The 16,214-nt window shown below is 58.4% G+C and carries 22 protein-coding genes; 19 read left to right on the forward strand and 3 right to left on the reverse strand.

Features of this window, described 5'->3' with window-relative positions; genetic code table 11:
* Both Q1A32_RS22020 and Q1A32_RS22025 read left to right on the forward strand, forming a co-directional pair.
* A complete protein-coding gene (locus Q1A32_RS22020; protein WP_299657962.1) occupies positions 1-486 on the forward strand; it encodes a VOC family protein in 486 nt (161 codons plus the stop codon).
* Positions 479-1,111: a glutathione S-transferase N-terminal domain-containing protein gene (locus Q1A32_RS22025; RefSeq protein ID WP_299048750.1), complete on the forward strand. Its 633-nt coding sequence runs from the start codon at positions 479-481 to the stop codon at positions 1,109-1,111. Before Q1A32_RS22020 ends, Q1A32_RS22025 begins: the two co-directional genes overlap by 8 nt.
* On the opposite strand, the gene Q1A32_RS22030 is transcribed toward Q1A32_RS22025, so the two are convergent.
* Positions 1,108-1,683 (reverse strand): TetR/AcrR family transcriptional regulator, encoded by a 576-nt coding sequence (locus Q1A32_RS22030; RefSeq protein WP_299048748.1) that lies wholly within the window; start codon positions 1,681-1,683, stop codon positions 1,108-1,110. The two genes, Q1A32_RS22025 and Q1A32_RS22030, sit on opposite strands and share 4 nt — an antisense overlap.
* A gap of 104 nt (positions 1,684-1,787) precedes the next feature.
* Here Q1A32_RS22030 and Q1A32_RS22035 point away from each other — a divergent pair, with 104 nt between their 5' ends.
* Positions 1,788-2,216 carry an antibiotic biosynthesis monooxygenase gene (locus tag Q1A32_RS22035; protein WP_299048746.1) on the forward strand — a complete coding sequence of 143 codons (429 nt, stop codon included), beginning with the start codon at positions 1,788-1,790 and terminating at the stop codon, positions 2,214-2,216.
* A 3-nt stretch (positions 2,217-2,219) separates the two neighbouring features.
* Positions 2,220-2,894: a glutathione S-transferase family protein gene (locus tag Q1A32_RS22040; RefSeq protein ID WP_299048744.1), complete on the forward strand. Its 675-nt coding sequence runs from the start codon at positions 2,220-2,222 to the stop codon at positions 2,892-2,894.
* Positions 2,895-3,256: 362 nt separating this feature from the next.
* On the opposite strand, the gene Q1A32_RS22045 is transcribed toward Q1A32_RS22040, so the two are convergent.
* Both Q1A32_RS22045 and Q1A32_RS22050 read right to left on the reverse strand, forming a co-directional pair.
* On the reverse strand, positions 3,257-3,514 hold the full coding sequence (locus Q1A32_RS22045; RefSeq protein ID WP_299048742.1) for a helix-turn-helix domain-containing protein: 258 nt from the start codon (positions 3,512-3,514) through the stop codon (positions 3,257-3,259).
* Between the two features lie 113 nt (positions 3,515-3,627).
* The gene (locus tag Q1A32_RS22050; RefSeq protein ID WP_299048739.1) at positions 3,628-3,948 is read right to left on the reverse strand and encodes a hypothetical protein; all 321 of its coding nucleotides are present in this window, start codon (positions 3,946-3,948) and stop codon (positions 3,628-3,630) included.
* 142 nt (positions 3,949-4,090) lie between these two features.
* Here Q1A32_RS22050 and Q1A32_RS22055 point away from each other — a divergent pair, with 142 nt between their 5' ends.
* From Q1A32_RS22055 to Q1A32_RS22125, 15 genes are read left to right on the forward strand one after another with little or no spacing between them, the layout of a single operon-like run.
* On the forward strand, positions 4,091-4,447 hold the full coding sequence (locus Q1A32_RS22055; protein ID WP_299048874.1) for a hypothetical protein: 357 nt from the start codon (positions 4,091-4,093) through the stop codon (positions 4,445-4,447).
* A gap of 43 nt (positions 4,448-4,490) precedes the next feature.
* Positions 4,491-5,105 (forward strand): lytic transglycosylase domain-containing protein, encoded by a 615-nt coding sequence (locus Q1A32_RS22060; RefSeq protein ID WP_299048712.1) that lies wholly within the window; start codon positions 4,491-4,493, stop codon positions 5,103-5,105.
* Positions 5,102-5,491, forward strand: a complete 390-nt coding sequence (locus Q1A32_RS22065) for a TrbC/VirB2 family protein (RefSeq protein ID WP_299048710.1) — start codon at positions 5,102-5,104, stop codon at positions 5,489-5,491. Before Q1A32_RS22060 ends, Q1A32_RS22065 begins: the two co-directional genes overlap by 4 nt.
* A gap of 12 nt (positions 5,492-5,503) precedes the next feature.
* A complete protein-coding gene (locus Q1A32_RS22070) occupies positions 5,504-5,782 on the forward strand; it encodes a type IV secretion system protein VirB3 (RefSeq protein WP_299048708.1) in 279 nt (92 codons plus the stop codon).
* Positions 5,772-8,135 (forward strand): type IV secretion system protein B4, encoded by a 2,364-nt coding sequence (locus Q1A32_RS22075; protein ID WP_299048706.1) that lies wholly within the window; start codon positions 5,772-5,774, stop codon positions 8,133-8,135. Before Q1A32_RS22070 ends, Q1A32_RS22075 begins: the two co-directional genes overlap by 11 nt.
* Positions 8,132-8,299: a hypothetical protein gene (locus Q1A32_RS22080; RefSeq protein WP_299048704.1), complete on the forward strand. Its 168-nt coding sequence runs from the start codon at positions 8,132-8,134 to the stop codon at positions 8,297-8,299. The genes Q1A32_RS22075 and Q1A32_RS22080 overlap by 4 nt, the downstream gene beginning before the upstream one ends.
* Before the next feature lie 37 nt (positions 8,300-8,336).
* Positions 8,337-9,443 carry a lytic transglycosylase domain-containing protein gene (locus Q1A32_RS22085; RefSeq protein ID WP_299048702.1) on the forward strand — a complete coding sequence of 369 codons (1,107 nt, stop codon included), beginning with the start codon at positions 8,337-8,339 and terminating at the stop codon, positions 9,441-9,443.
* Positions 9,443-10,270 (forward strand): type IV secretion system protein, encoded by an 828-nt coding sequence (locus Q1A32_RS22090; protein ID WP_299048700.1) that lies wholly within the window; start codon positions 9,443-9,445, stop codon positions 10,268-10,270. Before Q1A32_RS22085 ends, Q1A32_RS22090 begins: the two co-directional genes overlap by 1 nt.
* Before the next feature lie 11 nt (positions 10,271-10,281).
* Positions 10,282-10,935 carry a virB8 family protein gene (locus Q1A32_RS22095; RefSeq protein WP_299048698.1) on the forward strand — a complete coding sequence of 218 codons (654 nt, stop codon included), beginning with the start codon at positions 10,282-10,284 and terminating at the stop codon, positions 10,933-10,935.
* Between the two features lie 9 nt (positions 10,936-10,944).
* Positions 10,945-11,631: a TrbG/VirB9 family P-type conjugative transfer protein gene (locus Q1A32_RS22100; RefSeq protein ID WP_299048873.1), complete on the forward strand. Its 687-nt coding sequence runs from the start codon at positions 10,945-10,947 to the stop codon at positions 11,629-11,631.
* On the forward strand, positions 11,628-13,019 hold the full coding sequence (locus Q1A32_RS22105; RefSeq protein WP_299048696.1) for a TrbI/VirB10 family protein: 1,392 nt from the start codon (positions 11,628-11,630) through the stop codon (positions 13,017-13,019). The genes Q1A32_RS22100 and Q1A32_RS22105 overlap by 4 nt, the downstream gene beginning before the upstream one ends.
* A gap of 3 nt (positions 13,020-13,022) precedes the next feature.
* Positions 13,023-14,012, forward strand: coding sequence for an ATPase, T2SS/T4P/T4SS family (locus Q1A32_RS22110; protein WP_299048694.1), 990 nt, complete (start codon positions 13,023-13,025; stop codon positions 14,010-14,012).
* A complete protein-coding gene (locus tag Q1A32_RS22115; protein ID WP_299048691.1) occupies positions 14,009-14,212 on the forward strand; it encodes a hypothetical protein in 204 nt (67 codons plus the stop codon). The genes Q1A32_RS22110 and Q1A32_RS22115 overlap by 4 nt, the downstream gene beginning before the upstream one ends.
* Positions 14,209-14,613 carry a hypothetical protein gene (locus Q1A32_RS22120; protein ID WP_299048688.1) on the forward strand — a complete coding sequence of 135 codons (405 nt, stop codon included), beginning with the start codon at positions 14,209-14,211 and terminating at the stop codon, positions 14,611-14,613. The genes Q1A32_RS22115 and Q1A32_RS22120 overlap by 4 nt, the downstream gene beginning before the upstream one ends.
* 12 nt (positions 14,614-14,625) lie before the next feature.
* Positions 14,626-15,702 carry a type IV secretion system protein gene (locus Q1A32_RS22125; protein ID WP_299048685.1) on the forward strand — a complete coding sequence of 359 codons (1,077 nt, stop codon included), beginning with the start codon at positions 14,626-14,628 and terminating at the stop codon, positions 15,700-15,702.
* Positions 15,703-16,214 lie beyond the last annotated feature (512 nt).

Genomic DNA, 16,214 nt, shown 5'->3' on the forward strand with positions numbered 1-16,214 from the left:
GTGAGATATCCCACAGTATTTGCCGCAATCGTCGCTGTCGGCATGATGACAACAACCGCCAAGGCACAGGAATTTGATCTGACATTCAACAATGTTGCGATCTCCGTTTCCGATCTGGACGAAAGCATCGCGTTCTACCGCGACATCCTCGGGTTCGAGGTCGTATCCCAAACCTATTTTGAACCGGTCTCCGCAAAGGTCGCATTCATCGCCCTCGCGGATGTTCGGCTGGAACTGCTTGAGGTCGAAGGCTCCGAACGGTTGCCAGAACTGGATACCCCACCCCCAACCCATCTGCTTACGCAAGGGTTCAAGGCCATCGTGTTTGATGTGAACGATCTGTCCGGTTTCACACAATATCTGAACGCGAACGAGGTCGAGACTCTTTGGGAAGAACTCGTGCTTGATGATGCCGGTTCGACGTCGACGCTGTTTCGCGATCCGGACGGGAACCTCATCAACGTCTTCGGGGTCAGCGATGATTGAGCTTTATTATTGGAAAACATCCAACGGTCACAAAGTGGCAATCTGCCTTGAGGAAATGGAACTCGCGTACCGTGTCACGGCAGTCGATATCCAGAAAGACGAGCAGTTTTCACCGCAATTCCTGTCGATCAATCCGAACAACAAGATCCCTGCGATCGTTGATCACGCACCGTCAGACGGTCTTTCACGGCAGGAAGTCTTCGAGTCCGGGGCGATATTGCTCTATCTGGCCGAAAAGACCGGCCTCTTTCTTCCAAAGACCGCGCCGGAGCGGATGGAGGTCTTGCAATGGCTCTTTTGGCAGGCAGCAGGGTTCGGACCCATGCTTGGTCAAGCGCATCACTTTAACCGAAAGGCGCCTGACGATGCTCACTATGCCAGGGAACGGTATAACAAAGAGGCGCTTCACCTCTATGGCGTGTTGGATCGCAGGCTTGAAGGGCGCGACTTCGTCGCTGGTGCCTATTCAATTGCAGACATGATGATTTTTCCATGGGTGCAAAGACATGCTTGGCAAAATGTCGATCTCAATGATTTTCCCGCAGTACACTCATGGAGCGAACGGATATCGGCGCGCCCTGCGATTCAGAAAGCCTACGCCCTTCCGGATCGCCTTGGGATTTAGTCCTTAGCGATCAGGACAAGGTCCACAACCGCTTCAAGGTCTTCCTTGGTCGCAAGGTTTCGCGCAGAGGCTGATAAGCCCCGCATTAAGATGAGAATGGTCGAGGCCGAACTTTCGGCCTCTTCTGCACCCAACTCCTGCAACCGTTCCGCTATTACCAGCTGTGTGCCCTGCGCTTGCGCCGCCACTAGCGCGTTCGCCTCCGGATCCTGTGAGGTGAGCGTCCCATCAAGGACCAGGCACCCTTTGATTTCTCCTGAGGTGTAGGCATCTGCGGCAGCGCGAAGGACCTTGTCCCACACCTCCCGCTCTGTCTGCGCCTGCTCAAGTGCCTCTCCAACGAAACGTCCGGTCGAACTGGCGTAGGCCTCTACCGCGCGCTCATATAGACCCAGCTTGTTGCCGAAGGCCGAATATAGCGATGTCGGGGTGATCCCCAAAGTGTCGCAAATCTCGCTCACGCCAACCACATCATACCCGCGACTGGCAAAAAGTAATTGCGCCTGCCGAACACCGCTTTCGATGTCAAACTTTCTTGGACGGCCTCGCGTTCTTTTTTGTGAAGTGGTCACTACATTAATCCTTGACCATAGCGATCAATTTAACTATCGATCACTACATTAATCCGTTTTGTCCCAAGATTCAACGGATTTCTCCAACCTAAAGGATATTGACTATGTTCTCTACGCTAAACCTCTCACCACTGAAAGCCGTCGCGTTCGCCGCTGGCGTCGCGCTCGCCCCGATTTCCGCAAGTGCCCAGGATGCAACCGTCTCGATTGCTGAAGCAGGCGATGCCGTCACTTTCATCAACGTGATGACGCCAAATGAAGGCGTTACGATCCAGGAACTGGCCCAGCAACTAACCCTAGCAATGGAGACCGAAATCAGCAGCTTCGACGGCTTTCGCAACGCGTCGGTCCACATCAGCCGCGATGAAACTGTCGTGACAAACTATGCGCAATGGGACAGTGAAGCGTCTGTGCAAGCGGTCGTCGAAGCCCTGACCGCCGGTGATCTGCCCGAATTGGGCAAAGCCTTCACCATTTCCAGCCCGGTTTTCCATCCCTACGATGTGTTCAGCATCACATTGGCGGCTGAATAACGGATGTCAGATCTCACATTCTACTTTCACCCCTCGCCAAATCCGCTGAAGGTCGCGCTCTTGTTGGAAGAGCTCGAGCTTGATTACGACGTCAAGCCGGTTGACACGTTCAAGGGCGAACAGCACAAGCCGGAGTTTCTTGCGCTGAACCCGAATGCGAAGTTACCCGTTCTGGTGGACGGTGACGCCACAATTTTCGACTCCAACGCGATCTTGCTCTACTTGGCCGAAAAGCACGGTAAGTTCCTCCCGCAGGATCCGGCCGTGCGTGCGGGCGTCCTAAGCTGGCATCACTTTATTGCAACGGGACTGTCGCCTTTTTCAGGGCAGGCAGTCCATTTTCTCAAGATGTGCCCCGAAGACATCCCCTACGCCAAGAACCGCTACGAGAAAGAAGTGGCGCGCCACTATGCCGTCCTTGATGAACGCCTGAAAACGAACGCGTTTATTGCGGGTGACACATACTCCATCGCCGACATTGGTGCGTGGGGCTGGATGAACTTCGCGCCCTATATCTTTGACGATGGCTTGGCGCAGTTCCCAAATGTCGCGCGGCTTTTTGATGCGATCTCTGCAAATCCCGCCGCTCAGCGGGTTGAGGCGCTGAAGGGTCGTCACGAGTTCAAGCAGGACTTTGATGACGAAACAGCCAAGGCACTGTTTCCACAAAACTTTTGAACCTCGTGAAAATCAGGAGAAAATACAAACTAGCGATCATTGGTCGCTAGTTTGTTTCTTTGGAGAGCAAATGAACTCAGAAGGTCACCTGGAGGCAGTGCCGATCAAGAAAATCCTTGATGCTCGAACAGGCAAAGTCGTGGGTTGGTTGTATTTGTGGAACAACGGTGAAGTTGCCCCAATGTGGATTGCCGACGAGCCTACCGATGAGATTTTTCCATCATTCTCGAGGCAAGGTCCCGCAGAATACTAGTCTGGTCAGTTGCTGATCGCTGGAACCGCCATTGGAGGTGCGCAACTAAACCACACTGTTTCTGTACCTCTCACTAGTTTCTTTAATGTTTTGAGGCACATTGCCCAATCTAGAGCTGATGATCAGGCTCTGTCATTCGCTCTGCAACATCCAAAAGTTCATGCGCATCTCCGTCAATTGCTCGCGACAAGACAATTAGCTCGATCACATCGATCCGACGCTGCCCACTTTCCAATCTCGCCACGAATGATTGATGGCACTTGAGCCGTGAAGCCAACTCAGTCTGCGTTAGACCAGCCGCCTTCCTCGCTGCGATCAGGGCTTCGCGCAGCGCCTCATGTCCAGAACTTCTAATCGTTTTTGCCACGCGTCACATACCTCTTGTGACGGGGCTAATCTGCTTTATAGATTATCTAAAATCTGGATAAGTTGGAGGTCTCTGGAAGTGCATGGCAGATCAGGAAACATAAAAAATCTGCGTCACGGACCAACCGTCTCAAGGAAGCGTCCGAATTCTTCGCTAACCTCACGCGCCTCTTCAAAAGCCCGTGCTCGTTCGTCCTCAAGACACCGAAAGTAGCCCTGAACATCGCGAATGTAGAACTCGAAGTCCGACCGAATCACATCCGCATATTCCCGCGCTGCTTGAGGATCGCTCGGAACGAATGGTCTCTGCGGCGCGAGACAGGTCTCAGCTACTGCGTCGCTGCCAAACAACAACGACAAAGCTATAGCCTGGCTACCGAGGAGCCAACACAACCGGAGGTTCTCCGAACCCCGTAAAACCTTGATAGAATCCATGGCGCATGCCTAATGGGTGCGCAACCAGAGTACAGCCGCAACGACAAAATAATATCTTGCGGTCATTTATATAGCATCGTAGGCTTGGGCATCAACTCCTGATACCCGGGTCTTCGCCTTTAGGGAGAACATGATCCGGGTGATGGACCTAGAACAAGAAGCACCAAATGTGGTCACTGAACCCAGATTCCGCGATCTGGTCGCCGACGGCTATCGCGTGGAAGTTGTCTGCAAGGAGGCAGCGTATAAGAAGGGCCCCAACTGGCATGGGGTCTGGATCATGCGCGCTGTCAGCGACGAAGGGCTCGAAAAGCTCTTGGTCACTGCGCGTACACGCACATCTCGCAACGATATCAAGATCCGTGAGATCAAAACCGTCACGGGTGTCATCTCCTTTCTGCAAGGCATCGGCTTTTCCCATGCCGACATCCCGCTCGAGGAAGGAAAGCGAACAGAGCTTAAGCTCTCGGGCGAAGAACTGGCGGCAAGCCGGGCTTAGCGCCCTTCTCGTCTCATTTCTGATGTCTCCAGTGTCGGCACAAATGGTGCTGGTGATGGAGGACGATGGCTCGCTTCGCCCGTCTGAGGCGCAAGAGCGTTTTGCACGCAACTACGTTGGCGGGATTGGTCAAGGTTCTGCCGAGACCGCTCTGATCATCTTCGGAGAAGGCGTTGCAGACCAAGAAGAGGTTCGCGTTGCCGCCGTCGCGCCCAGAGCCATCGCTCCCCGCCCCGAACTCCTCGCTGCCATCGAAGACACCGCTCTACGCTACGTCGGTCATCCCGGCCTTCGCGCCGCGGATCTCACTGTCACCGGTTGGATGAACCTCTATCGGGCCAATATCGAGATCGAGAGCGCTTACGACCCGCAGGCAGTCTCCTCTGCCGGAGCCATTGGGTTGGGTCAACTCATGCCAGCGACAGCCAGTGTGCTTGGCGTTGATCCTCGAGACTGGCAGCAAAACCTCGATGGGTCCGCGCGATATCTCGCAATGATGCTCTCGGAGTTTGGCGACGTTCGCTTAGCGCTGGCTGCGTACAACGCCGGGCCGGATGCGGTCCGTCGATACGGGGGGATCCCTCCCTTTCGGGAAACCCAAAACCACGTCAGCCGCGTGCTGGCCGTCTTCAACCGGCTGGAAGGAGCGACCCAATGAACTCCCGATCTTTGTGGAAACCAAGAATCAAATCACTTTTCGCCAATGTCACGAGAGCGCGAAGCGCGGCAGTGCATTGGCGAACCTACCATTTCCGCACAAGTCGGCTGCATTTCTTTATCGCATCTTTCTCTTTGTTTGTGCTCGCGGCCGAACCCGCGCTCGCGCAGAGCATCGATCTCTCCCCGATCCAGAGCCTGCTGCAAGGCATCGTGGACGCCCTCACGGGACCACTTGGCGTCGTCATCGCGACGCTCGCGGTCCTTGGCGTTTTCCTGAGCTGGTTCTTCAATATCATCGATTTGCGCCAGGCGCTTTGGGTGTTAGTTGGGATCGCAGGCGTGGCTGCTGCACCAACGATCGTTGCGGCTGTCTTCGGAGCCTGAGGGAGAGCGGGTGTGGCTGAGCGATCTCCCCTCTTCCTGGGCCTCGTGCGCCCGCCCAAGCTTCTCGGGCTGCCGATCATGTATGCGATGGTCTGGCTCTTCGGGTCTGTGCTGCTCTTTGTCTGGATCCAGCACATCGCCCTGCTCGGCGTCGCCGCCATCCTCTACCCCGCGCTTTGGAAAGCCGCCGATTGGGACCCGCGCTTCATCGACGTGATGATGACCGCCCTGCAGGAAACGCCGCCGACGCGGAACCGCAGCATCCACGGGGGCGACAGCTATGCCCCGTGACGAGACGCTGGATGAACGCACCCTCATGCCGGACTGGTACGCCCGCGAGAAACATCTCGCGCATATGCTGCCCTATGTCAGTCTGGTCGATGACCACACGGTGCGCACACGGGTCAATGAGCTCTTCCAATGCATCCGTCTGAGCGGCGTGAACAGCTACACGACCGATGATGTCTATCTCGACAAGGTGACGGCACTTTTCGCCCGGATCATCGCACAGCTTGGGCCGGAGTTCAGCTACTACGTTCACAAGGTCTCGAAAGCGATCACCCCGGACCTCCTCCCCGTCCCCGGTGATCACTACGCGGCGGCGGTCGATGAGAGATGGCGCGAGAAGCTCAGGCAAGCCGGCCTGCGCGATAAGACGCTGACACTCACAATCATCCATCGGCCGCCGCCGAGGAGCTTTCTTGGGTTCATGAATAGGAGCGATCCGGGGCGGTTCAAGACAGAGACGCAGAAACGAGTCCGGCGTCTCAACGAAGCTGTGGGTGTCTTCACCTCCGGCCTAGCCGACCTGAAGCCGCGCCTCCTCTCCGCACAATCAGGCGAGTTGGTGGGTTTTCTGGGCGCGCTTAACACCGGTCAAGAACGACCGCTCTACCCGGCCAATCGATATGGCTTCCTCGCAACCAACGTGGCCAACACCCGCGTGACCTTCTTCGATGAGCATTTCGAGCTCTCAGAGGGTGTCGTCGGACAACGCTATGGCAAGAGCTTCACCATCGGCGAATACTCCGAGGCCACGACCTGCACGATGTTCGACATGCTGAACCTGCCCGTCGACATGATTGTCACGCATTCCTTCACACCGATCAATTCGAACCTGATGGCCGGTCGGATCAAACGCCAGAAGCGCCAGATGCAGGCCTCTCAGGACGCCGCCCTCTCGCTCCTCGAAGCGCTCGACATCGCGCATGATGATCTGGAGGCCAAGCGCCAGAGCTTCGGTGAGCACCATATGGTCGTGACGGTGTTCTGCGACACGCTCGACGAATTGCAGACCCTCGGGGCCGAGATCGTAAATGCCGCCGCAGCCCAAGGCGTGAAGATGATCGGCGAGCGCATGGCCGCCAAGACCCACTACTTTAGCCAGCATCCAGGCAATCAGCCGAAGCGCGTGCGTGCCAGTGCGGTGACCAACCGCAACTTCGCGGATTTCGCGGCCCTGCATCGCACGCAACTCGGCAAGGACAAACACCAGCTCCCCTGGGGCCAGGAGATCACGCTCTTCCCGACGCCAGAGCAAAGCGCGTACCGGTTTTCCTACCACGAGCAAGGTTCAACCGACAAAGAGCCAACCGGGGGCCACACGCTCATATTGGGGCGTCCCGGGTCCGGCAAATCCGTTCTCTCGGCCTTCCTAATGACGCAAGCGCGTCGCGTCGGCGCGCGCATTTTCGTCTTTGACTATCGGCTCGGCATGGAGATGGCCGTGCGCGCCAATGGCGGGCGTTATGCCTCCGTGAAAGCCGGCAAGCCAACCGGTCTCAACCCGCTCTGGACCGAGATCGATGATCGCGGCACGGCCTGGCTTTCGGACTGGTTGGCCTCCTTGCTCTATCGCTCGGACAAACCTCTCGCGCCCGCCCAGACCAACCGTATCCAGGAAGTGGTTCGCCAGAACGCAGGCGCGGCCAATCCGCAGTTACGCAACTGGAAGGACTTCGCTTCCCTCTTTGTCTCGACCGATGACGATGGCGATCTACACCAGCGCTTGCTCGAATGGACAGTAGACGGGCGCTACGGCTGGATTTTCGGGCAAAGCCTGGAAGACACCTTCTCGCTAGAGGGCGATGTGGTTGGTTTCGATCTCACGGGCATCCTGGACTCGGAATCCGAAAAAGAACGCATGGCCGTGCTCTCCTACCTCTTCCGAAGAGTCGAGCGCGAAATCGAAGACCGCCGCCCAACGATCATCATCATCGATGAGGCCTGGAAGGCGCTTGACAACCCGTATTTTGCGGAACGTCTTTCGAACTGGCTGGTGACGGCGCGAAAGCAGAACACCGTCGCGGTGATGATGACCCAATATGCGAGCCAGCTAGAGCGCACCCGCACGGGCAAGACCATCATTGAAGCCGTGCCCACGCAGATCCTGCTGCCAAACATCCGGGCCCATGCCTCGGATTACGCGATGTTGAACCTCTACGAGAAAGAACTCGATGTGCTCCTGAACACTGGCAGCGACAGCCGCCTCGCCCTGATCCGCGATGATACCGGTTCGGTTGTAGTTGACGCCGATCTCTCGGCCCTCGGTCCCTATCTCACCATGCTTGGCGGCATGGAAAAGGGTGAGGCGCTCGTCGGCGCCGACTATCGCGATCGACCTGACTTCTGGAGGCTCCCATGATCCGAACTCTCGTCCTGTTGGCTCTGATCGGGTTTCTCTCCGCCTGCGCGCAATACCGGGAGCCGACGGTCAATTGCTTCGCCTTTCGAGCCTCCGTCGCGCCTGTCGAACCAGACTGCATCTTTGAACCGCTTGAGACGCCGGGGGCCGACGTTGAGGTCTAAGCTTCCTCATATCGTCTTGCTGTGCCTGTTGACCGGTATGGCGGCCGCTCAGGGCGTTCCTACCAACGATACTGGTCTGACAGCCCGCGATCTCGTCGAAACCCGCCACCGCGAGACCGATCTTGGCATCCAACGCGAGACGCTGGCCGTCGAAGAACTTCTCAGTGAAATCGAACAAGAGCAGCTCGCAGTCCTGCAAAGTATACTCGATGCACAGACGAGTTTCGGCGGACAGGGCTTGCCCGCACTGGTGTCGACGCTCGAGTCCGGAAGCGACGATGATGCACGAAGCGTAGAAGCAGTTTACGGCACCGGCGATCTCGACCCCAATCCCGGCGGCGCGCAGATGTTTGGAGATGCGGCGCATAACATCGAGCAATTGATCATCCGGGTGGCCCAGGAAACCCATGGCCGGCCCGGGATCAGCCGTGCGGGCCTGTCCGTCGTACAATGGCGCGCGCTCCTGCAAGCGTTGATCTGGCAGGAAAGCCGCTTCTCCATCGGTGCGCGTTCGCCCGTCGGGGCCTTCGGCCTCACCCAGATCATGCCGGGCACGGCCTCCGATCTCGGGATCAACCCGGAATACTATGACAGCCCCTATCTGCAGGTCGAAGGCGGTGCGCGCTATCTGGCCGCACAACTTAACAGCTTCGACGGCAACATCATCAATGCACTGGCGGCCTACAATGCCGGTCCGGGCCGCGTTATTGAATATGGCGGCGTGCCGCCCTTCGCCGAGACACAGCACTACGTCCAGGTCATCCCGGAACGCTACAACCTTTATCTCTCGCGGATTGGCGGTATCGAGGCACTTGGCACCATCGACCCCGCCCTACTGGCCAACGCCAATCTCTCCCTGACCGGCCATGGCGCGGCCTACTATGGCAGCAATTCTCCGGCTGCGATCCGCCAGGCCGCTATGCGCATTCAGGACATCGTGCGCCGCATCGGCGAGACCGAGGACATCCAGGAAAGCATTGCCCTCAACACTTACGCCCGCGCCGAACTCGTGCGTCTGATGGCGGCACGCATCCGTCTGCAAGCCGCCCGTACGCAACCCCTCAGTGCCGCGCAGCTTGCACAGGCCTCTGCAAGGATGGCCGAGGGCGACTTCATGGAATTCACTTTGGAGGACCTGGACTGATGAGACTGAACACCTTCCGCAAATCGGCGCTGCCCACACCCATACTCATCGGAGCACTCACCTTTCTGAGTCCCAACCTTTTGCCAGCTCCGGCCCATGCCCAAGGCGTGCCTGTCGTCGACACACAGAACATCACGCAAAACATCCAGCAGCTTCGACAGATGATCGAAGACGAACTTTTACAAAACGAGCAGTTGCTGCAGCTCCGCGAACAATTGGCCACCCTCACGGAACAGCTCGCGGAGTTGCAGCGAACCTACGAGGCTCTGACCCGCCTCGCCGAGCTGCCGGAAATCATCCAGACCGAGATGGAAGAGGAATTGAACGGGCTGCTCGATCAGGAATTCGGCGACATCCTCGCCACAATCCGAGCGATCCGGACTGGGGATTTCTCGGGCCTCAGCGGCTCCGGGGCCAGCGAGATCGAAACGCAAATGGACCAGGTTCTGGCCGATCTTGGGTTCGACGAGGACACGCTGAGCGAGATGGCCCGGAGCGGCAATCCGGGGGCGGAACGGATCGCAACGCAGGCCACGACCGGCGCGCTCGTCTCGGCGGCAGCCCAGAACAGTTATTACGATGCCGGGCAGTCGCTGGAACGCGTCGAACGGCTCGTTGGGCTCATCGATGATATGGATGAGCTCAAGGAAAGCGTCGATCTCAACACCCGCGTCACGGCCGAACTCGCTATCGCGCTCGTCGCCATGTGGCAGCTCGAGGCTGTGCAGACCGTGGGGGATGGCACCGGCGGTGTCATTGATGCGGCCACTATCGCTGAGGAACAGCGCTTCATGGAGTTCACCCTCCCTGATCTGCGAGCGGACTGAGGCGCGCCAAATTGGATGAAGAAACCGCCATCATCGAAGAGGAACTGGTCTACGGCGCGCTCAGACGGGAACGACTCTGGCAGCGCCTCGGGCTAATGGGCCTCATCTTTGGCATCCTCGGGTGCTTGGCGGCCGCTACTGTCGCGATCCTCGATGTCGATCCGCCGCCCGTAGTCGTCCCTTATGATCCGGAGACCGGCTTCGCGCTACCGGAAGCCGCGGTCGGCGCCACGACCGTGACCGAGAATCAGGCGATCATTGAAGCGGAGGTCTTCCGCTATGTGACCGACCGCGAGGTCTACAACCAGCTCGACAATGACGTGCGCATCCGCAGCGTCTTACAGCGCTCAGATGGGGCGGCCGCAGCCTCTGTGCGCCAGATCTGGAATTCGGCCAATTCAGAGTATCCCCCGACGCTTTACGGACCCAACGCCCGCCTCGAGGTCGAGATCCTCAGCATCAACCGGATCGGCACCAACCGCGCGACCGTACGCCTGCGGAAACGGCTGACCTCCATCAATGGCGTCCAGACCGGCCTTTTCACCGCGACTTTGCTCTTCGAATTTCGCCCCGAGGAAAGCCGTTCCATCGATCAGGTCTGGACCAACCCGTTCGGATTCACGGTCGTTGAATACGCCATCCGCTCAGACAGATTGGAGAATTAAGTGAAGTTTTTGAGTGCTGCCTTTGCCTGTCTGGTTTTGATCCCTGCCCTCGCCATCGCAGAGGCGATCCCGCGCGGCGGTCCCAATGACAATCGCGTCCGGGTCGCGACCTATCAGGAGGGTCAGGTCTATCGACTGAATGTTTCACTCACCCATGTGACCACCATCGAGTTTGGCGAAGGCGAGAGCATTCGGTCGATCATTTCTGGCGACACGGAGGGTTTTGAGATCGACGGCGTCCCCGGCGGTCAGGCCTTTGCAATCAAACCGCTCGCCCGCGGCGTGCGCACCAACGTGACCGTCTACACAAATCGGCGGAGCTATTATTTCAACGTCACAGAGGCCTCGACCCCGACCTTCTATGTGGTCCAGTTCCGCTATCCAGAGGATGAGCAACAGCCCACAAACGTCATCGCCCAGGCCGCGCCGAACTACAATTACGGGGCCAGCGAACGCCTCGACTTCACACCCGCGCGGGTCTGGGATGATGGGACCTTCACTTATTTCGAGTTTGCCCGAAACGCGCCGGTGCCGGCGATATTCCGATACGCCAATGGGCGCGAACGGACAGCGAATACGCAGGCTGTTGAAAATGGGGTCATCCGGGTCTCTGGTGTGCATGGCCAATGGGTGCTGCGGCTTGGTGAGGATGTGGTCTGCATCCAGGCCGCACTGCCCACAGGGGTGTCCTCATGAGCGATAGCAACGCCGATCTTGAGAAACGCCTCGCCGCCCTTGAACAGAGCGGGTCCAGACGTGGTTCCACCCCGAAGCGGCGCTCTCCGCTTCTCGCGCTGCTCGTTATTGGCCTGATCGCGGCTGGTGGCATCGTGCTCTACGTCCTGTCTCAGCCCGAAGAAGAGGTTGCACTGCCGACGGCCACGCCCGACGTGTTCCAGACGGAGGGTGACGGCTTCGGCGAAATTGAACCCTTCGTGCCGCCACCTGCCCCAGACCCTGAGATTGTTCTCGTCACGCCGGAGCCTGCGGAGCCGAATGCCGAACTGCTAGCGCAGCTCGAAGCCCTCCAGGCGCAGATCGAAGAGCTGCGGAATGCGCCCAAGCCCGTCGTTGCAGAAGATACCGCCGCAGCAGAGGCCATCGACGCGCTCACCGAACAGATCGCCGCCCTACAGGCCGCCTCGGAGAACGGGCAACAGCAATTCCAGGACGAGCTCGCGGCCCGAGACCGCGAATTACAGCAATTGCGCATAGACCTCGACCTCGCCCGTCTTGAGGCCACCGCCCCTGCCCAGGCCCCCCTTGGTCCAAGCGAAGACGAGTTGCTCCGGCGAGAACAAGAGCGGCTGCGCCAGGAAGAAGAGGCGCGACGACTGGCTGACCTGCAGCGCCGCGCGGAGGAGGAACGCGCCTTCCAGGAGCGCCGCATCGCCTCACCCGTGATCGCCTTCGGAGGCGCGGGCGGCACCAATCCGGGCGCGACCGAACTCACGGAGCGGACATTCGGAGACGTGACGGATTTTGTGCTGAATGGCGCGCTGCCTACGCAAGTCACTCAAGCGCAGGTCATCGCCAACCCCTCGAACACCGTGATTCAAGGCACGATGATCCAGGCCGTTATGGAAACGGCCCTCGACTCTTCATTGCCCGGCCAAGTTCGCGCGATCATCTCTGAGGACGTCTACAGCTACGATGGCACGCGGCTGCTGATCCCGCGCGGGTCTCGTCTGATCGGGCGCTACCGCTCCGGGCTGGAGATCGCGCAGCGCCGGGTCACCATCGCCTGGGACAGGATCATCCTGCCCACGGACCAGACGATCCAGATCAGCTCCTTTGGCGGCGATCAGCTTGGCCGGTCGGGTGTCACGGGCTTTGTCGATACCCGTTTTGATGAACGCTTCGGCTCGGCAGCCCTCATCTCGATCATCTCCGCGGCCCCAACTGCGGCCGCCAGCGGGGTTGAAGATGAAACCGCGGCCGACATTCTCGAAGACGTCGGTGATGACCTTGCCGACGCGACCGACAGCGTGATCGGCGAGTATCTCTCCATCGGACCGGTCATCTATGTCGACCAAGGCGCGCGCGTCACCGTCATGGTCGATCGCGATTTGGAGATTTTCTAGGCCATGACCCTAAGCTATCTCCAGACCTCTCTCGACAAGCTAACGGACGCGTCCCGCGATGACGTGATCGAAATCTGCATCAACCCCGACGGCTCCTGTTGGGGCGAGTTCCAGGGAGACCATTTCATGCGGGCTTTGGATCAGCATATGAGCGTCACCGAAGTGAAAGATCTCGGCAACCAGATCGCCTCCAGCGCCAACACAACGATGAGCAAGGATAAGCCCATCGTCTCGGTGTCGATCACCTATCTCAACCGACCGATCCGCGCGCAGGTCATTACGCCGCCGGCCGTGCTAGACGGAATGTCGATCTCACTGCGCTTTTTTTCGAGTCTACCACTCGATGCCATCGAACTGCGCTACCTATTTGGGGAAGAACGCAAACTCGAAGAGCTGCGCGAAGCGAAGAACCGCGCCTTGCGCGATGTCGTGGCCTCGGGCGCGATCACGGATGCCGTTCAATTCTGCGTCGAGAACAAGCTCAACATGATCGTCTCCGGCGGCACCTCCACCGGCAAGACCGTCGCAGCCCGCAAGATCCTTTCTTACGTCGGCGACTATGAGCGGATCGTGACCATCGAAGAAGCAGCGGAACTGCTGCCCGCACAGCCGAACGCCGTCACGCTCATTGCCAACCGCGATGCCAAATTCCAGACCGCCGATGTGCTTCTGACCGCCACCCTGCGCATGCGGCCTGACCGGATCATCCTCGGCGAGGTCCGTGGCAAAGAAGCCATGACCTTCCTCGAGGCGATCAACACGGGCCATGGCGGCTCCATGACGACCCTGCACGCCGAAACCCCCCAACTCGCGGTTCAGCGCCTCGCCATCGCGGCCCTCAAGACGGAGATCCCAATGACCTATCAGGACATGGTCCAGTACATCGAAAGCTCGATCGACGTGATCATCCAGGCCGGGCGAAAAGACGGCGCGCGCGGAATCACCGAGTTCTATCTGCCGGGCACCAGACTGGACGAAGGAGATGCCGCATGACCCGTTTTGAATATCAGATCGTCGCCTATCCGATGGACCAGAAAACCAGCCTCATCGAGATGCAGGAGGATTTGAACTTGCGCGGGAACCAAGGGTGGGAGGTTGTCTCAGTCAGCACGTCTGAATTCGCCCATCTCGGCCATACGGCGTTTCTAAAGCGCGAGATCGCTGATCTCGTCGAAGGAGACCAGACGTCATGAAACCGCCGAGATTTCTTTTGGTCGTTGTTCTCGGCCTCGCACCATGCCCGGCAATTGCAGAACGCAACCTCATTCCAACGATGGACGGCGTGTCCAACATCTGCCCAGATCGCCCGGAAGAGCCGCAATGGATGCAAGAGATCGCATTGCGAGACGCGTATCAGCGCGTGCTGGTGCAAGACATCTACAGAGCACAAAGTCTCGCGCGAGTCGTCGAAACCGGTGATTGCGCCTGCCAGACTCTGTTCCCTCCGTGGGATGCCGCCGTGGCGGATTTCAACGAACAGTTCACCACCAGCGAACGTTGGGAAATGCTGGACGCCTCGAGCGCATACGGACGCGAGGCGAACGCATTGCGCCCGCAGGCCATGGCGATCTGTGAAGCTGTGGGCAACTGGTAAGGTGCGCGAGAAATGAGCGTCGTCACCTACTTTGTCGAAACCTCGCAAGGTTATCTAGATTCCGCCGCTGAGACACAGTTTGGCGCTGTAGCGGCGACGGTCGGAACCTTGCTCGTCCTCGGAACAACCCTCGCGGTGCTCTTCGTATTCATCAACATGATCTATCAGTATCGAGCCATGGATGGGCGCACGGCTTTCTGGCTAGCAGTCAAGGTAGGGCTGATCGGGATATTTGCGACCAATTGGGTGCAGTTTAATGCGCTTTCTGGGGCGATCCTGAACGGCATCGACAGCATCGCAGGATCGCTTGTGGCGTCTGTTGGAGGTGGCACGCCCGGCCCATCCGGGACCTTTGCCGAAGAGTTTGACCGGCTGATCGAAGAACTTGGGGAGTATCTGAACGCGGCAGGCTCGGAACTGAACTGGATGGCAGGAGCGCTTCTGGACGTTCTGGGAGTGCTCTTGCTTTCGATCCTGGGAGGTCTGGCGGCGTTCATTCTCGTGGCCTCCCGGCTGATGATCGCGCTGCTTATCGGGATCGCCCCAGTTATGATCTTCCTGACGCTGTTTGACGTGACGAAAGACTATTTTGCGCGCTGGCTTTCGGCGCTCATCTCATTTGCCCTCTATCCGATTGTCGTCGCGGGTGTGTTCGCGACCATCACCGGCGTGTCATCCGCGCTCATTGGTGAGTTGGGAGACCCTGAAGGTGCATCCAATATCGGCGCGCTAATCCCGTTTTTCATGATGGTTCTGATGGCAAAAGGGTTCATCATTGCTACGCCGTTCATCGTCCGCGCGATCTCCGGGAACATCATGATGCCGGCACTCTCAGGCGGCCTTAGCGGCGCCTACAGCTTCGGCCGCGCCGCCATGGGCAGCCAGCAGGCCTACAACCGCTATCTGGTGGGTGGGGCGAGTGGAGCGGAATATGCAGCGCTCCGTGCACGGCAGATGTTCGGTGTTCAGCAAATGCCGATGCGACCAGGAATAAGCCAAATGTCACCGCCGGGCGGGACCGCAGGTCCAGGAACCGGAGCGCAGATGTTGGCGCAGCTGGCGCGATTGGGAAGATTGGGACGGAGATAAGGATGACAAATCCCGCAACTTCATGGATCAAGTTCGAAGATCGTCCACCAACCGGAGCGGAACTGCACACCGATAGGGTCGTTGGGTACTTTCGGATTCGGGACCTCTCTGGAAAGGTCACAACAGACCACTTTGGCAAGCTCTTTCGGGATGACGATGAAAAGACATGGTCGATTGAGATCTTCAGCAACACCCTCAGACTGACAGCACCCGGTCAGTTCGAACACGAACCCGTCGAGCCAAGTCATTGGTGTATGGTTCCACCCCTGCCAAACCATCCAGATATAGATGGGATGCCGGAGAATTAGCTATTTCGATCACCAACCTAGTGCAGAGCCGAAGACCGCTTGCTGAAACAATTTGAGCATTCGCTGCAGTTTAACTCAATGGGCAAGATGCGGACAAACCCGCCTTTTGCAGGTGCGGCTTTTGCTGACGCAGAAACCGCTCGCATCTGCGACATACGTTTCGCCGCGTTGCAGCCATATTCGCCGAAGCGGTCTTTTGCCATG

The sequence above is a fragment of the uncultured Tateyamaria sp. genome (assembly GCF_947503415.1).
Classification (GTDB): Bacteria; Pseudomonadota; Alphaproteobacteria; order Rhodobacterales; family Rhodobacteraceae; genus Tateyamaria.

What these genes read in the sequence shown, in the direction of transcription:
- Q1A32_RS22105 (WP_299048696.1), top strand. Translation starts at nt 11,628, where the DNA reads ATGAGCGATAGCAACGCCGATCTTGAGAAACGCCTCGCCGCCCTTGAA.
- Q1A32_RS22110 (WP_299048694.1), top strand. Translation starts at nt 13,023, where the DNA reads ATGACCCTAAGCTATCTCCAGACCTCTCTCGACAAGCTAACGGACGCG.
- Q1A32_RS22035 (WP_299048746.1), top strand. Translation starts at nt 1,788, where the DNA reads ATGTTCTCTACGCTAAACCTCTCACCACTGAAAGCCGTCGCGTTCGCC.
- Q1A32_RS22075 (WP_299048706.1), top strand. Translation starts at nt 5,772, where the DNA reads ATGCCCCGTGACGAGACGCTGGATGAACGCACCCTCATGCCGGACTGG.
- Q1A32_RS22025 (WP_299048750.1), top strand. Translation starts at nt 479, where the DNA reads ATGATTGAGCTTTATTATTGGAAAACATCCAACGGTCACAAAGTGGCA.
- Q1A32_RS22055 (WP_299048874.1), top strand. Translation starts at nt 4,091, where the DNA reads ATGGACCTAGAACAAGAAGCACCAAATGTGGTCACTGAACCCAGATTC.
- Q1A32_RS22085 (WP_299048702.1), top strand. Translation starts at nt 8,337, where the DNA reads ATGGCGGCCGCTCAGGGCGTTCCTACCAACGATACTGGTCTGACAGCC.
- Q1A32_RS22065 (WP_299048710.1), top strand. Translation starts at nt 5,102, where the DNA reads ATGAACTCCCGATCTTTGTGGAAACCAAGAATCAAATCACTTTTCGCC.
- Q1A32_RS22090 (WP_299048700.1), top strand. Translation starts at nt 9,443, where the DNA reads ATGAGACTGAACACCTTCCGCAAATCGGCGCTGCCCACACCCATACTC.
- Q1A32_RS22125 (WP_299048685.1), top strand. Translation starts at nt 14,626, where the DNA reads ATGAGCGTCGTCACCTACTTTGTCGAAACCTCGCAAGGTTATCTAGAT.
- Q1A32_RS22080 (WP_299048704.1), top strand. Translation starts at nt 8,132, where the DNA reads ATGATCCGAACTCTCGTCCTGTTGGCTCTGATCGGGTTTCTCTCCGCC.
- Q1A32_RS22060 (WP_299048712.1), top strand. Translation starts at nt 4,491, where the DNA reads ATGGTGCTGGTGATGGAGGACGATGGCTCGCTTCGCCCGTCTGAGGCG.
- Q1A32_RS22050 (WP_299048739.1), bottom strand. Translation starts at nt 3,948, where the DNA reads ATGGATTCTATCAAGGTTTTACGGGGTTCGGAGAACCTCCGGTTGTGT.
- Q1A32_RS22120 (WP_299048688.1), top strand. Translation starts at nt 14,209, where the DNA reads ATGAAACCGCCGAGATTTCTTTTGGTCGTTGTTCTCGGCCTCGCACCA.
- Q1A32_RS22040 (WP_299048744.1), top strand. Translation starts at nt 2,220, where the DNA reads ATGTCAGATCTCACATTCTACTTTCACCCCTCGCCAAATCCGCTGAAG.
- Q1A32_RS22115 (WP_299048691.1), top strand. Translation starts at nt 14,009, where the DNA reads ATGACCCGTTTTGAATATCAGATCGTCGCCTATCCGATGGACCAGAAA.